General features: G+C 61.3%; 13 protein-coding genes and 1 riboswitch. Of the genes, 3 read left to right on the plus strand and 10 right to left on the minus strand.

Going from position 1 to position 13784, the window contains the following annotated elements; all coding sequences use genetic code 11:
• Nucleotides 1-12: 12 nt before the first annotated feature.
• Complete coding sequence (locus tag N434_RS21740; protein WP_110760263.1) at nucleotides 13-450, minus strand: EamA family transporter; 438 nt, start codon at nucleotides 448-450, stop codon at nucleotides 13-15.
• Between the two features lie 183 nt (nucleotides 451-633).
• On the minus strand, nucleotides 634-1983 hold the full coding sequence (locus tag N434_RS21745) for a dicarboxylate/amino acid:cation symporter (RefSeq protein WP_110760264.1): 1350 nt from the start codon (nucleotides 1981-1983) through the stop codon (nucleotides 634-636).
• Between the two features lie 236 nt (nucleotides 1984-2219).
• On the opposite strand from N434_RS21745, the gene N434_RS21750 reads away from it, so the two are divergent.
• Nucleotides 2220-4061, plus strand: a complete 1842-nt coding sequence (locus N434_RS21750) for a sensor histidine kinase (RefSeq protein WP_110760265.1) — start codon at nucleotides 2220-2222, stop codon at nucleotides 4059-4061.
• A gap of 1 nt (nucleotide 4062) precedes the next feature.
• On the plus strand, nucleotides 4063-5427 hold the full coding sequence (locus N434_RS21755) for a sigma-54-dependent transcriptional regulator (RefSeq protein ID WP_110760266.1): 1365 nt from the start codon (nucleotides 4063-4065) through the stop codon (nucleotides 5425-5427).
• A 189-nt stretch (nucleotides 5428-5616) separates the two neighbouring features.
• Here the strand turns inward: N434_RS21755 and N434_RS21765 are convergent, their stop codons facing one another.
• From N434_RS21765 to alr, 3 genes are all read right to left on the minus strand, one after another.
• Complete coding sequence (locus N434_RS21765) at nucleotides 5617-6126, minus strand: BA14K family protein (protein WP_110760268.1); 510 nt, start codon at nucleotides 6124-6126, stop codon at nucleotides 5617-5619.
• Between the two features lie 179 nt (nucleotides 6127-6305).
• Nucleotides 6306-7580: a D-amino acid dehydrogenase gene (locus N434_RS21770; RefSeq protein WP_286172376.1), complete on the minus strand. Its 1275-nt coding sequence runs from the start codon at nucleotides 7578-7580 to the stop codon at nucleotides 6306-6308.
• A complete protein-coding gene (gene alr / locus N434_RS21775; protein WP_110760270.1) occupies nucleotides 7570-8736 on the minus strand; it encodes an alanine racemase in 1167 nt (388 codons plus the stop codon). The genes N434_RS21770 and alr overlap by 11 nt, the downstream gene beginning before the upstream one ends.
• A gap of 127 nt (nucleotides 8737-8863) precedes the next feature.
• Here alr and N434_RS21780 point away from each other — a divergent pair, with 127 nt between their 5' ends.
• Complete coding sequence (locus N434_RS21780; RefSeq protein ID WP_003500727.1) at nucleotides 8864-9322, plus strand: Lrp/AsnC family transcriptional regulator; 459 nt, start codon at nucleotides 8864-8866, stop codon at nucleotides 9320-9322.
• 228 nt (nucleotides 9323-9550) lie between these two features.
• Here the strand turns inward: N434_RS21780 and thiD are convergent, their stop codons facing one another.
• The 5 genes from thiD to N434_RS21810 are packed head-to-tail and all read right to left on the minus strand — an operon-like array spanning nucleotide 9551 to nucleotide 13460.
• A complete protein-coding gene (thiD, locus tag N434_RS21790; protein ID WP_110760271.1) occupies nucleotides 9551-10345 on the minus strand; it encodes a bifunctional hydroxymethylpyrimidine kinase/phosphomethylpyrimidine kinase in 795 nt (264 codons plus the stop codon).
• Entirely contained in the window at nucleotides 10342-11004 is a 663-nt protein-coding gene (gene thiE, locus N434_RS21795; RefSeq protein ID WP_110760272.1) for a thiamine phosphate synthase, read from the minus strand. The genes thiD and thiE overlap by 4 nt, the downstream gene beginning before the upstream one ends.
• On the minus strand, nucleotides 10991-11731 hold the full coding sequence (locus tag N434_RS21800) for a hydroxyethylthiazole kinase (RefSeq protein ID WP_110760273.1): 741 nt from the start codon (nucleotides 11729-11731) through the stop codon (nucleotides 10991-10993). Before N434_RS21800 ends, thiE begins: the two co-directional genes overlap by 14 nt.
• Nucleotides 11728-12678: an ABC transporter substrate-binding protein gene (locus tag N434_RS21805; RefSeq protein ID WP_181424043.1), complete on the minus strand. Its 951-nt coding sequence runs from the start codon at nucleotides 12676-12678 to the stop codon at nucleotides 11728-11730. The genes N434_RS21800 and N434_RS21805 overlap by 4 nt, the downstream gene beginning before the upstream one ends.
• A complete protein-coding gene (locus N434_RS21810; RefSeq protein WP_110760274.1) occupies nucleotides 12675-13460 on the minus strand; it encodes an ABC transporter permease in 786 nt (261 codons plus the stop codon). Before N434_RS21810 ends, N434_RS21805 begins: the two co-directional genes overlap by 4 nt.
• A 126-nt stretch (nucleotides 13461-13586) precedes the next feature.
• Nucleotides 13587-13689: riboswitch (TPP riboswitch) on the minus strand.
• Nucleotides 13690-13784: the final 95 nt, after the last annotated feature.

Genomic DNA, 13784 nt, shown 5'->3' on the forward strand with positions numbered 1-13784 from the left:
TGCTCGGCTGGCTTATCCCCTGTAGGCCACGAGCACTGCGCCGCAGGCGATCAGGACCACGCCGAGCCAATTCGGCAACGACAGCCTTTCCCCCAGAAACAGCACCGCAAAGACGGCGACGAAGACGACGCTCAGCTTGTCGATGGGGGCGACGCGGGCGGCATCGCCGATTTTCAGCGCCCGGAAATAACATATCCACGATGCGCCGGTCGCCAGGCCCGAGAGCACGAGGAACAACCAGGTCCGCCCCGAAATGGTGGAGGGCTGCTGCCAGTTGCCGGTGATGTAAACCATCAGGCCGGCGGCGGCGAGAATGACGATGGTGCGGATGAAGGTGGCGAAATCGGAATTGACGTTTTCGATGCCGATCTTCGCAAAAATGGCGGTGAGCGCCGCAAAAGCCGCTGACAGCAGTGCCCAGAATTGCCAGGCGAGAAACAGGCTCTTCATGTGATGCCGACTCCGTTCATCCATTCGTTCCCGTCTGGCTCTACAGCATCTGCCCGGCGATAAGAACTGTTTTCACGACTATATCTGAACCTGGAAGGCCGGCGCATCGATCATGATGCGCCAGCCTTCATGTAAGAGCCTGTCCGGACGGAGCCGCGACAGGCCGGACCTTGGGAGGTCGTATTATTCGGCGGGCTGAACCGATGCCGGCAGTGCCGCATCCACATCGGCAATGCCGGAGATTTCTTCCTGGCCGCTGAGCACGCGGGCAAGCTGGTCCTGATCCAGTTCGCCTTCCCAGCGGGCGACGACGATGGTGGCGACGGCGTTGCCGACGAAGTTGGTGAGCGCGCGGCATTCCGACATGAAGCGGTCGATACCGAGGATCAACGCCATGCCGGCAACCGGAACGGAAGGCACGACGGAGAGCGTTGCAGCGAGCGTGATGAAGCCCGCGCCGGTGATGCCGGCCGCACCCTTGGAGGAGAGCATGGCAACGAGCAGCAGCAGGATCTGTTCACCGAAGGACAGGTGGATACCGGTTGCCTGAGCAATGAAGAGGGCCGCCAGCGTCATGTAGATGTTGGTGCCGTCAAGGTTGAAGGAGTAACCGGTGGGAATGACGAGGCCGACGACGGAGCGCTTGCAACCGGCCTTTTCCATCTTGCTCATCAGGCCCGGCAAAGCGGCTTCGGAAGACGAGGTGCCGAGAACCAGCAGCAGTTCTTCCTTGATGTAGCGGATGAGTGCGACGATGGAGAAGCCGTTGTAGCGGCAGACGGCGCCGAGAACCACGAACACGAACAGGAAGGACGTGATGTAGAAGGTGCCGATCAGCATGGCGAGGTTGGTGACGGACGAGATGCCGTATTTGCCGATGGTGAAGGCCATGGCGCCAAAAGCACCGATGGGCGCGGCCTTCATGAGGATCGCGACCAGCTTGAAGATCGGATACATCAGGGCATGCATGAAATCGGTGACGGGCTTGCCCTTTTCGCCGACGATGCCGAGCGCGATGCCGAACAGAACCGAGAAGAACAGCACCTGGAGAATGTCACCGCTGGCGAATGCGCCGACAATGGTGGTCGGGATGATGTTCATCAGGAAGCCGGTGATGGTCTGCTCATGGGCCTTGTCGGCGTAGGTCGCGACGGCCTTGGCATCCAGTGTGGCCGGATCGATGTTCATGCCAGCGCCCGGCTGTACGGTATTGGCGACGATGAGGCCGACGATGAGCGCGAGCGTGGAGAAGATCAGGAAGTAGATCATGGCCTTGCCGGCCACGCGCCCGACCTTCTTCATGTCGTTCATGCCGGCGATGCCGGTTGCGACGGTGAGGAAGATGACGGGAGCGATGATCATCTTGACGAGGCGGATGAAGCCGTCGCCGAGCGGCTTCAGCTGTTCGCCGAAGGCCGGATAGAAATGGCCAAGCGCGATACCGGCGATGATGGCGACCAGAACCTGGAAATACAGGTGCTTGTAAAATGGCTGCTTGGCGTGGCCTGCGGCCACGGCTGTCGTATCGATCATGTTTTTTCCTCCTCGGCCTCACCCTGCCTTTATTGGCCTCCCGGGTTCGCCGTGACGTTGACGGCTTCGCGCCGATTGCGGAGTCATGTGCAATACGCATGCCAGACTTGCTCATTTGCCGTAACTGGCTGATTTAAAAAGTACTTTTTATTGACGCTTTGCCGGCTTACAGGTATTTGTGCGGGATTCCGGACAATGCCTCTTGCGGTCTGTGTGTAAATCCGCACAATTGACGTATGACCTATCAGGATCAGGCACCTCATTCTCAGGCGAAACGTCGCGCGCAATGGCTGGCGCTGGCTGGCCTGTGGCTGCTCGTCAGTCTTGGTGTGCTGCTGGTGGCTGATGAATTCGCCCGTCATCAGGCGATGCGAACGGCGGGTTTCGAGGCGTCAACCGATGCCGAACTGAAGATTGCTTTGCTGAACGTCGCGCTGGAGCGGCCGCGCGCCATTCCACTGGTTCTGTCAGGTGATCCCGATCTTGCCACCGCGCTGGATGGCGGCGACGCCGTCGCGGTCGATCGGCTGAACCGTAAGCTGGAGGGGCTGATCGAAGGCACGCAGTCGTCGGTCATCTATGTGACCGGGCCAACCGGTCTCACCATCGCTTCCAGCAACTGGCGGGAGGATGACAGCTTCGTCGGCTCCAACTATGCGTTCCGCGAATATTTTCAGGCGGCGATGAAGACCGGCATGTCCGAACATTACGCGCTCGGCAATGTCAGCCGCCGGCCGGGTCTTTATATTTCCCGCCGCATCGATGCCCCGGACGGGCGGCCGCTTGGTGTTGTCATCGCCAAGGTGGAGTTCAACCGTCTGGAATCGGACTGGAACATTGGCGGCAAGCCGGTTTATGTGGTCGACAGAAACGGCGTCGTGCTGATGACGAGCGTGCCGGAATGGCGCTTCAAGACCGTTGCGCCGATTGACGAGGCGCGGCGAAAGGTGATTTCCGAAAGCCTGCAATTCGGCAATGAGACGCTGGCGACCCTGCCTTTCCGACCGGCCCGCTCATCGGACGATGATGTTCCGCTCATCCATGTCGATGAGCCGGGGCGGGAGCGCGGCGATTATCTGCGGCTGGAAACGCCGGTGCCGACGACCACATGGACCCTGCATTACCTGCAGCCCGTAGCGCCGGCGCTGAACGCCGCCATCCGCGAGGGCCGGGTGGTGGCGCTGGCGACGCTGATGCCGCTGATGGGTCTTTCGGCCCTGTGGCTGTGGCGCCGGCACAAGACGCTCAAGGAAAAGGAAGAGGAGCAGCGCGCCCGCGCGGAGCTGGAAATGAAGGTGCAGGAGCGAACCCGCGACCTGACGAAGACCCGTGACCATCTGCAGGCGGAAATCGCTTTGCATGAAAAGACAACGAGCGAGTTGCGCAATGTGCAGCATGAGCTGGTGCAGGCCAACCGCCTTTCCATTCTGGGCCAAGTGGCGGCGGGTGTGGCGCATGAAATCAACCAGCCGGTGGCGACGATCCGCGCCTTTGCCGACAATGCCCGCACCCTGCTGAAACGCGACCGTTTGTCCGAGGCGACTGAAAATCTCGAAAACATTGCGGCGCTGACCGAACGCATCGGCACGATTACCGGTGACCTGAAGATATTGGCCCGCAAGGGCCGCACCGCCGCCGAGCCGGTCAGCCTCAAACTGGTCATCGAAGGCGCCGTCATGCTGTTGCGCAGCCGTTTTTCCGGGCAGATGGATGCGCTGGATATCGCGCTTCCGGATCAGGATTTGAAGGTGCTCGGCAGCCGCATCCGGCTGGAGCAGATCCTCATCAACCTTCTGCAAAACGCGCTGGAAGCCACCGAAGAGATTGGCGCTGCCCGCGTGGAAGTGCGCGTGCGCGAGGAGAGCGATATGGTCGTGCTTTCGGTCAGCGACAATGGCGGGGGTATTCCCGAGGCCATCCGCGCCCAGCTGTTTTCGCCCTTCAACACCTCAAAGGAAAGCGGCCTCGGTCTAGGCCTCATCATCTCCAACGATATTGCCTCGGATTATGGCGGACGTATCGAGGTGACGAGCAGCGGGGCGGGCACGGCTTTTTCCGTATATCTGAAGCGAGCATGACATGACGGCGGATGGAACCATATTCCTGGTGGATGACGACTCGCAGCTGCGCAAGGCGATGGTGCAGACGCTGGAACTCGACGGATTGCCGGTCACCTCCTTTTCCCGCGCCGAACAGGCGCTTGCGGCGCTGAACGAGGATTTCGACGGCATCGTCATCACTGATGTGCGCATGCCGGGCATGACCGGCCTCGAATTTTTCGACCATGTTCGCAAGATCGATGCCGATCTGCCTGTCATCCTCATCACCGGCCATGGCGACGTGCCGATGGCGGTCGATGCGCTTCATAACGGCGCCTATGATTTCATTGCCAAGCCCTTTCCGGCCGAACGCATGGTGGAGAGTGCCCGCCGGGCGCTGGAAAAGCGCCGCCTCGTGCTGGAAAACCGCGCGCTTCGCCGCGCTGCCGGGCAGGCGGAAGACGATTTGCCGCTGATTGGCCAGACGCCGGCCATGGAGCGGCTGCGCACCACGCTCAGGCACATTGCCGATACGGATGTGGATGTGCTGGTGGCGGGTGAGACAGGCAGCGGCAAGGAAGTGGTGGCGACGGCGCTGCACCGCTGGAGCAAGAAGCGCTCGCGGGGAAATTTCGTGGCGCTGAATTGCGGTGCACTGCCGGAAACGGTGATCGAAAGCGAGCTTTTCGGCCATGAGCCCGGCGCTTTTACCGGCGCCCAGAAGAAGCGTGTCGGCCGCATCGAACATTCCAGCGGCGGCACGCTGTTTCTGGACGAGATTGAAAGCATGCCGCTTGCCGTGCAGGTGAAGATGCTGCGCGTGCTGGAAATGCGCGAGGTGTCGCCGCTTGGTTCGAATGAGGAGCGGCCGGTCGACATCCGCGTGGTGGCGGCGGCCAAGGTCGATCTTGGCGATCCCGCCGAGCGCGGCACCTTTCGCGAGGATCTTTATTACCGGCTGAATGTGGTGACGCTGTCGATACCGCCGCTGCGGGAACGCAAGGCGGATATTCCGCTGCTGTTTTCCCACTTCGTCACCAAGGCCGCCAATCGCTTCAACATGGCCGTGCCGCAAATCAGCGCCGGGGTTTCGCGCCGGCTTCAGGATCACGACTGGCCGGGCAATGTGCGTGAACTCGGTCATTTCGCCGAAAGGGTGGTTCTGGGGCTGGAAACGGAAGCCCCGGCTGGGCCCGTTTCACAGACGGCAATCCCTGCTTCCGGTACACTGCCGGAGCGTCTGGACGAGATCGAAGGCCGCATCATCCGTGAGACGCTGGAACAGTCGAATGGTGACGTGGCGGAGACAATTGCGGCGCTCGGCATTGCCCGCAAGACTTTTTACGACAAGCTGCAACGCCACGGCATCAACAGGGCGGATTATGTGAAGAACGGCGCGGTATAAAAAAAGCCATTAGGCATCAGAGCCTATGGCGAGGTCCGAAAACCTCTCCTCCGTCATGCTCGGGCCTGTCCCGAGCATCTGCTACCTATCAAGTTGCGATACGTGGATGGATCCTCGGCACAAGGCCGAGGATGACGGAGAGTTTGAGGTTATACTCGCAAACAAGCTGGAGGCTGCGTTTATTCCCACTCAGCCCGCGACGCAGAAATGACGCTGGCCGTCATAATCCGTATAGGTGCCGGTGCGGGTGTTGAAGCTGCGGTAACGCTGCGAGCAATAGTCGTACCAGGCGTTGGTCCACGGCTCGATGGTGCGGTAAGTGGCGCGCTGGCCATAGACCGGGCGGCTGTCATAAACAGGCTGCGGACGATAGACCGGTGCCGGGCGATACACAGGGGCCGGGCGGTAGACCGGCTGAGGCTGCGGCTGATAATAGCGGTAGTCCGGCTCCTCATAAACGTAGCTCGGCTCGTAACGGCGCGGCGGGTCGATGTAGACGCGCTCATCGTCAACAGGCGCCGGGCGGGAAAGGGCGGAGCCGACGGCAACGCCGGCAGCAAGGCCGAGCACGCCACCCAGAAGGGCGGCATCGCGGCGGTCACGGCGGCCCCAGTCATCGGCAGAGGCGGTGTTGAAAGGAACGATGGTCGCTGCGGCAACGGCGACGGCCAGAACGGTTTTAGCTGCAAAGGACGACATGGTCTTCTTCCATCCAGATGGCAGGGGCGCTGCCAGTTGCAAATTCGATGGTTAAAGAAATATAGCGGCGCTGCTGAACGGGCGCTGAATGAATTGTGGCGCGCTGACGGCCGGAATTGGAACGGGTTTCTCCCGGTTTTACAGGCCGCGACGCCGGGCGGCGGCGCGGCGGGACCGTTTCAGGCGGCGTAACGGCTGATGGCCAGATCGTGCGTATCGATCTCGGGCTTGTTCCCGCTGATGAGATCGGCAAGCACCCGGGCGGAACCGCAGGACATGGTCCAGCCGAGCGTGCCGTGGCCGGTGTTGAGATAAAGATTGCTGTAGCGGGTAGCGCCGATGACGGGCGTGCCATCCGGCGTCATCGGGCGCAGGCCGCACCAGAATTTCGCCTGGGTTTGGTCCCCCGCGCCGCCGAACAGGTCCTCCACCGAATGGGTCAGCGTTGCCTGTCGTGTGGCCGGCAAATCCTTGCTGAAACCGGCGATCTCGGCCATGCCGCCGACGCGGATACGCGAGCCGAGCCGGGTGATGGCCACCTTGTAGGCCTCGTCCATCACCGTCGAGACAGGCGCGCGCTCTTCCTTCACGACCGGAACGGTAATGGAATAACCCTTGACCGGGTACACCGGCAGGTTAAGGCCGAGCTGGCGCACAAACTGCGGGGAATAGCTGCCCAGTGCAGCGACGAAAACATCGGCTTCCACCAGACCCTTTGTGGTTTCCACGGCCTTGATGCGGCCGGCTTCAACGATGGGACGCATGATGCCGGTATCATAGATGAAGGTAACACCGGCCTCTTCCGCCATGCGGGCAAGCTCGGTGGTGAACATGAAGCAGTCGCCGGTCTCATCGCCGGGCAGGCGCAGGCCGCCAACGATCTTTTCCTTGGCCGGCGCGAGACCAGGCTCGATGGCGGCGCAGCCGTCACGGTCGAGAATTTCGAAGGGTACACCGCCGGCGGTCAGCACGTCGACATCCTTGCCGATAGCATCGAACTGCTTCTGGGTACGGAAAACCTCCAGTGTGCCCTGCATGCGCTGGTCATATTGAATACCGGTCTCGTCGCGCAGCGCCATCAGGCAATCGCGGCTATATTCGGCAACGCGCACCATGCGGCTTTTGTTGATGGCATAACGCGCCGAGGTGCAGTTGCGCAGCATCTGGCTCATCCAGCGCCACGCCGCCGGATCGGCCGTCGGGCGGATGATGAGAGGGGCATGTTTCATGAACAGCCACTTCATCGCCTTCATCGGAATGCCGGGCGCTGCCCATGGCGAGGAGTAGCCGGGGGAGACCTCACCGGCATTGGCGAAGCTGGTTTCGAGCGCTGCGGCCGGCTGGCGATCGATCACCGTCACCTTGTGTCCGGCTTTGGCCAGATACCAGGCGGATGTCACGCCGACGACGCCGGCTCCGAGGATAGTGACGTTCATGATCGTCTCACTTGTGATTGACTGATGTTGAAGCGGCTGCCGGGGTTTCTCCCGGCTGAATATAGCTGCGGCGGTAACGGCGTCCGAGGCCGGTCAGGATTTCATAGGCGATCGTGCCCGCATCCTCGGCGATGTCTTCCAAAGTCTGGTCAGGCCCTATCATCTGAACGAGGCTGCCCTGGGTTAATGTTCCCTCGGGCAGGGCCGATATGTCGAGAATGATGCTGTCCATCGAAACGCGGCCCGCAATGGGTAAGCGAACACCATTATACCACGCCGCCCCGCGATTGCTGAGCGAGCGCGGCAGGCCATCGGCATAACCGGCGGCGATTGTTGCAAGACGTGTGGGGCCTGCGGCTTCGAAGGAGCCGCCATAACCGACCAGCGAGCCGGCGGACACGGTGCGTGTCTGGATGACGGCGAGATCGAGAAGGACGACCGGCTTCATCGGGTTCGGACGGGCAACGGACGGCGCGCCGCCATAAAGTGCGATGCCGGGGCGCAACAGGTAATTGTGATAATCACTGCCCAGAAAGATGCCGCCGGAGTTGGAAAAGCAGACGGGTACATCAGGAAAAGCGGTGGCGGCCTTTCGCATCACCGCAAGCTGCGCGGCATTGGAGAGGTGTTCCGGCTCGTCGGCGCAAGCGAGGTGGCTCATCACGAAGGCGATGTCGATACCATCGAGCAATTGCGGCTGGGACGTGAGGGTTTCCAGCTCTGCGGGTGAGAGGCCAAGACGGCACATGCCGGTATCGATCTGCACCGCCGCCGGTAGCGTCCTGCCAAGCTTTTTCGCATGGGCCGACCATTGCGCAATCTGCTCCAGCGAGTTCAGAACCGGGGTGACGGCCATGGCGGCGCAGGAGGTCTCATTGCCGGGCTGAAGACCGTTGAGCACGAAAATCCGCGCCTGCGCCGACAGGCGAAGCCGGAGCGCCAGCGCCTCATCGATATGGGCGACAAAGAAATTGCGACAGCCTGCGTCGAACAGGGTTTGCGAGACGATATCAGCGCCGAGGCCATAAGCGTCCGCCTTGACGACCGCTGCCGTCTGAGAGGCCGGGGCCATGGCGGCAAGGGTCAGGTAATTGTCGCGCAATGCGCCGAGATCGATGCTCAGATGGCCGCTTGCACCACCGGCTGCCTGCTGGCGGCTGATCTGCATGTCCATGGTCGTTCACCCTCATTTTTATCTCATGAGAGTATTGCAACGATTATCGAATTTCTTGGCGATTGTTCGAAGGAAATGCGATAGAATTCAAAGTGGCGCAATTTTCTTTGTCTGATTGGAATTTTCTATGTCGTCACTTGATGCGACCGACCGCCACATCATCCGCCTGCTTCGGCTCAACGCCCGTATCAGCAATGCGAAGCTGGCCGCGGAAGTCGGGCTTTCGGCCTCGGCCTGTCTGCGCCGGGTCGATATTCTCGAACGGGAGGGCATTATCCGCGGATATACGGCGCTGACCAGCGGCCTTGCGGGCGGCGAGGTCATCTCGGTCATCGTGCAGATCACGCTCGACCGCCAGACGGAGGATTTTCTCAACCGTTTCGAAAATGCGGTGCGGCGGTATCCGGAAATCCGTGAATGTTACCTGATGACCGGCGGCTCGGATTATTTCCTGCGTTGCGAGGCGGAAAGTGCTGGGGATTTCGAGCGGATTCACAAGGAGATTCTGTCGAAACTGCCGGGGGTTTCGCGGATTCATTCGAGTTTTGCGATCCGGAATGTGTTGGCGACGCCGAAGGCTCGGTGAGGGATTGAGTGTGCAGAGCGTGCGGCTTACCCCCCTCTGTCCTGCCGGACATCTCCCCCTCAAGGGGGGAGATCGGGTGAGGTTTCTGCCTCAGTCCCACGCAATCCTCTCAATGTGAGAAACTTCGCTCATTGAATGGTGAGCAAGCCGCTTGTCGATCTCCCCCCTTGAGGGGGAGATGTCCGGCAGGACAGAGGGGGGTAAGCCCCACGCTCCTACTGCATCCCGTCACCACCACCGATAAAAATGATGCACCGGCCCCCGCCCACTCCCAACGGCGAGCCCGCGCCCAGCCTCAAGCGCTCCGTTCAAATATTCCTTCGAAAGCCCAACAGCCTCCCGCAGTTCACAACCCTTGGCAAGGTGGGCCGTAATCGCCGCCGCCAGCGTGCAGCCGGTGCCGTGGTCGTTCTTCGTGTCCACCCGCGGCGCGGCAAGCGCCAGCATGGTGCCATCAGCAAACAGATAATCCGTGCTCTCAGGCCCATCGCTATGCCCACCCTTGATGAGCACGGCTTTTGCACCGGCCTTGAGGATCGTCTCGGCCTGGCGGTTGATGTCCGTCTGCGTCTGTGCAATCGGCGTGCCGGTCAGCAGCGCCGCTTCGGGCAGGTTTGGCGTGACGATGGCCGCGAGCGGCAAAAGCTCGCGCCGCAATGTCTCGATGGCGTCCTCGTGCAGCAGCCGGTCGCCTGATGTCGCCACCATGACGGGGTCGAGCACCACCGGTTGCGATTGCCGCCGCAGCCGTTCCGCGATGGCGGCGATGGTTTCGATCCGCGAGACCATGCCGATCTTCACCGCATTGACGGCGAGATCGGAAAAAACGGCATCCATCTGGGCAACGATGGTGGCCACTGAAATATCCTCCACCGCCGTCACGCCCCTGGTGTTCTGGGCGGTGATGGCGGTGATGACGCTGGCGGCATAGACGCCGAGAGCGGAGAAGGTCTTGATGTCGGCCTGAATGCCGGCGCCGCCGCCGCTGTCGGAGCCGGCAATGGTCAATGCAATGGATGTCATGGCTGTCTCGCTTTCAGCGCCGCGTCAATTGCAGAGCGGAAGCCCTTGGTTGCGCTGGCAATATCGCCTGCCCGGAAGATGGCGGAAATGACCGCGACACCATCCGCGCCGGCGGCGATGACTGAAGGCACGCGGGCAAGGTCGATACCGGCGATGGCGCCGACAGGCATATCCGGCCGCCATTCGCGCAGCAGGGCGCGAAGCGTCGCAAAACCATCGATACCGACCGGCTTGTCCGGGTTCACCTTGGAAACCGTTTCGAACACGCCGCCAATGCAGGCGTAATCGGCAGGCATGGAGGCCGCCCGTTCAGCATCGGCGCGGTTCTTGACGGTGAGGCCGATGATCGCCTTTTCGCCGAGAATGCGCCGTGCGGTCTTCGCATCCATGTCATCGGCACCGAGATGCACACCATCAGCGCCAGAGGCGAGTGCCACATCCACGCGGTCGTTGATAACAAGCGGTACACCGGTGCCGGCGATTGCCTCATGAATGGCGCGGGCGTTGTCGATCATTTCGCGCGTCGAGCCGTGCTTGTCGCGATATTGCAGGATGGTCGCACCGTTGAGTGCGGCCGCCAAAGCAAGCTCGGGTAAGGGCGCGACATCGGCAAGACTGGCATCGACCAATGCGTTGAGGCGGTAATCAACCTTGTTCATGCTCTATCCTCGCGTGATTGATGATGTCTTCCCCTGAAATTTCGGAAAGCGCATCCAGAAATGCCGGTTCGAATGTGCCGGGGCCTCTGGCCTGTTTCGCGGCCAGCTCGGCGGAAACGCATGTGACGGCAAGGGCTGCGGCCGCAGCCGGCAGCGCATCTTTCTCCACCGCCATGAAAGCGGCGATGATGCCGCCCGAGAGGCAACCGGTGCCGGTGACCTTCGCCATCCATGGATGACCGTTGACGATCCTGACGCCACGGGTCGTGTCGCGGAGATGATCGACCGGTCCGGTTTCGATCCGCACCGCGTCGGGCACATTGCCGATCAGGCTCATCTCGGCGCGGTTACCGCGCACAATGGTCGGGGAAAGTGCGATGAGTTCGCGGGCAAACTCCAGACGGGATGGCGAATAATCGCAATGGACGGGGTCGACGATCCACGGCTTGCCGGATGCATTGGCGATCTCGATCGCCAGCCGGATGACCTTGCGCCGCTCGGCATCCAGCGTGCCGAGATTGACGGTCAATGCATCCGCCTTGGTGACGAAACTCTCGATTTCCTCGAGCGAGGTGGTCATCGAGGGAATGCCACCGACGACGGTGATGCCGTCGGCGGTGAATTTCTGCACCACTGTGTTCATCAGGCAATGCACGCGCGGGCGCGTCTTGCGCACCCGCTCCAGAATCTCGGCGGCTTTTGCCGCTGTCGGGAAATTCGTCGTCATGGCTGCTGCAGCTCCACGGCGATATCGTCCGCCTTCGGTGCCTGCTTGATCAGTTGCATCTCCTGCATGAAGGCACCGAAGCGGTCGTAGCGCGCGCGGTCGAGTGCGGCGGGACGCTTGGCGAAGCGCGGCAACGTGTCGAAAAAGGCCTGCTTGTTCAGCGCATCGTCAAGGTTCGGATAGGCCTTGATGAAAAGCTGCCAGGATTCCTGCGGGTGGTTGGTGATGAAGATCGCGGCCTGCTCCACGGCGGAGAGGAAACGCAGCAGGCGGTTGTCTTTTACGAGATCGCGGTGCGTGACGAAGATCAGCTCGTCATAGGCCGGCACGCCATGTTCTTCCGGGAAGAACGAGCGGCCCTCATGGCCTTCAAGCTTCATCTGCGTCAGTTCGAAATTGCGGAAACCGCCGAGTGTCGCATCCACCTTGCCGGCGATCAGCGACGGCGAGAGCGAGAAATTGACGTTGATGAGTTCGACATCATCCTTCGCCAGGCCGTCCTTTTCCAGCATGCGCTTCAGCATCGCATCTTCAAAACCGGAAACGGAAAAACCGACCTTCTTGCCCTTCAGGTCCTTCAGGCTTTTGATTGGCCCATCGGCGAGAACCGTGACAGTGTTGAGTGGGGTTTCCACCAGCGTGCCGAAACGCACGAGCGGCAGGCCGGCATCGTGATCGAGATAGAGGTTCGGCTGGTAATGCACGCCGATGTCGGCCTGTTTTGCCGAGACGAGTCGCGGCACGGCGGAAGGGTCGGCTGGCGGCACCAGTTCCACCTCCAGCCCGGCATCGGCAAACAGGCCGCGTTCTTTCGCGATCACCATCGGCGCATGATCGGGGTTCACGAACCATTCGAGCAATACGGTAAGCTTGTCGGCGGCCTGTGATTGCATGGGAGCAAATGCGCCTGCTGCCGCGACGACGAGGGAAAGAAGCGTTCGTTTCATGGTGCCGAAAGTCTCCGTAAATATCTGAGAGGAATGGTATGTTCTGTTTCCTTGGCCCAGGGGGCCAGATTGGCGGTCGCCCGGTCGACGATGAGCCGCAGCAGCACCGCCATGACGGCAAGAATGGCCATGGCGGCAAACATCGTGTCAGTCTGCATGCGGGCATTGGACTGGATCATGACGAAACCGAGCCCCGCCGAAGCACCCACCCATTCGCCAATGACGGCGCCCAGCGGGGCGAGCGGGGCGGCCACCCTCAGCCCGGAAATGAACGATGGCAACGCCAGCGGTACGCGCAGCCGGATTAGGATCTGCCAGTGGCTCGCCTCCGTCAGCGAGGCGGCGTCGAGAATGGCGCGATCCGTGCGGTTAAGGCCATCGGTGAAGGAGGAGGCGACGGGAAAGAAGATGATGATCGCCGTCATCACCACTTTCGAGGCCATGCCGAAACCGAACCAGAGGACGAGGATGGGGGCGAGCACGAAGACCGGAAAGGCCTGCAGCACCAGAACCATGGGCCAGACGAGGCGGCCGAGGCGCGGGACGGCGGCAATCGTGAAGGCAACGAGAATACCGGCGGCGATGCCCGCCGCGAGCCCGAGCGCCATTTCACCGAGCGTTACCAGTGCCTGCCCGAACAGGAAGCCGGGCTGACGCCAGAAAGCGCCGGCAACATCGGTGGGCGACGGCAGGATATAGCGGGGCGGCGAAAACAGCCACGTTCCCGCCTGCCAGAAAACCAGCAGAAGACCGACACCGTTCAGCGCATGGGTAGCACGCATGAGCCGGACCTCAGACGCAGACGCACCGTGTGCGAAGGGCGGAAGGTTTCAGCATCATCATTCGTCTCCAGATGTGACAATCTCGGAGATCAGGCAAAGCGGAGAAGAGAAAGGGCAGCGCCTGAAGGGTGCGACAGTTTCCGTTCCTACGCCGGCATGACCCGGATCAGGTATATAAGGGTTCGGCGCAATGCCGTCTCAGTGCCGTAGCACACCCCTCGGAAGAGATTGATTTCATAGGAGAATTCAAAACTCATGTCAAATGTTCTTCTTCAAATGCCTGCCTCTGAATCGCCGCAGCGAAAAATTGCCAATAGAATTGCT

Origin of the sequence: Rhizobium sp. UGM030330-04 (assembly GCF_003208455.1) — a bacterium.
GTDB lineage: Bacteria > Pseudomonadota > Alphaproteobacteria > Rhizobiales > Rhizobiaceae > Agrobacterium > Agrobacterium rhizogenes_A.

Coding starts and splice junctions, on each gene's coding strand:
- N434_RS21800 (WP_110760273.1), bottom strand. CDS start 11,731: ATGACGACGAATTTCCCGACAGCGGCAAAAGCCGCCGAGATTCTGGAG.
- alr (WP_110760270.1), bottom strand. CDS start 8,736: ATGGACATGCAGATCAGCCGCCAGCAGGCAGCCGGTGGTGCAAGCGGC.
- N434_RS21745 (WP_110760264.1), bottom strand. CDS start 1,983: ATGATCGATACGACAGCCGTGGCCGCAGGCCACGCCAAGCAGCCATTT.
- N434_RS21750 (WP_110760265.1), top strand. CDS start 2,220: ATGACCTATCAGGATCAGGCACCTCATTCTCAGGCGAAACGTCGCGCG.
- thiD (WP_110760271.1), bottom strand. CDS start 10,345: ATGACATCCATTGCATTGACCATTGCCGGCTCCGACAGCGGCGGCGGC.
- thiE (WP_110760272.1), bottom strand. CDS start 11,004: ATGAACAAGGTTGATTACCGCCTCAACGCATTGGTCGATGCCAGTCTT.
- N434_RS21805 (WP_181424043.1), bottom strand. CDS start 12,678: ATGAAACGAACGCTTCTTTCCCTCGTCGTCGCGGCAGCAGGCGCATTT.
- N434_RS21755 (WP_110760266.1), top strand. CDS start 4,063: ATGACGGCGGATGGAACCATATTCCTGGTGGATGACGACTCGCAGCTG.
- N434_RS21780 (WP_003500727.1), top strand. CDS start 8,864: ATGTCGTCACTTGATGCGACCGACCGCCACATCATCCGCCTGCTTCGG.
- N434_RS21740 (WP_110760263.1), bottom strand. CDS start 450: ATGAAGAGCCTGTTTCTCGCCTGGCAATTCTGGGCACTGCTGTCAGCG.
- N434_RS21810 (WP_110760274.1), bottom strand. CDS start 13,460: ATGCGTGCTACCCATGCGCTGAACGGTGTCGGTCTTCTGCTGGTTTTC.
- N434_RS21765 (WP_110760268.1), bottom strand. CDS start 6,126: ATGTCGTCCTTTGCAGCTAAAACCGTTCTGGCCGTCGCCGTTGCCGCA.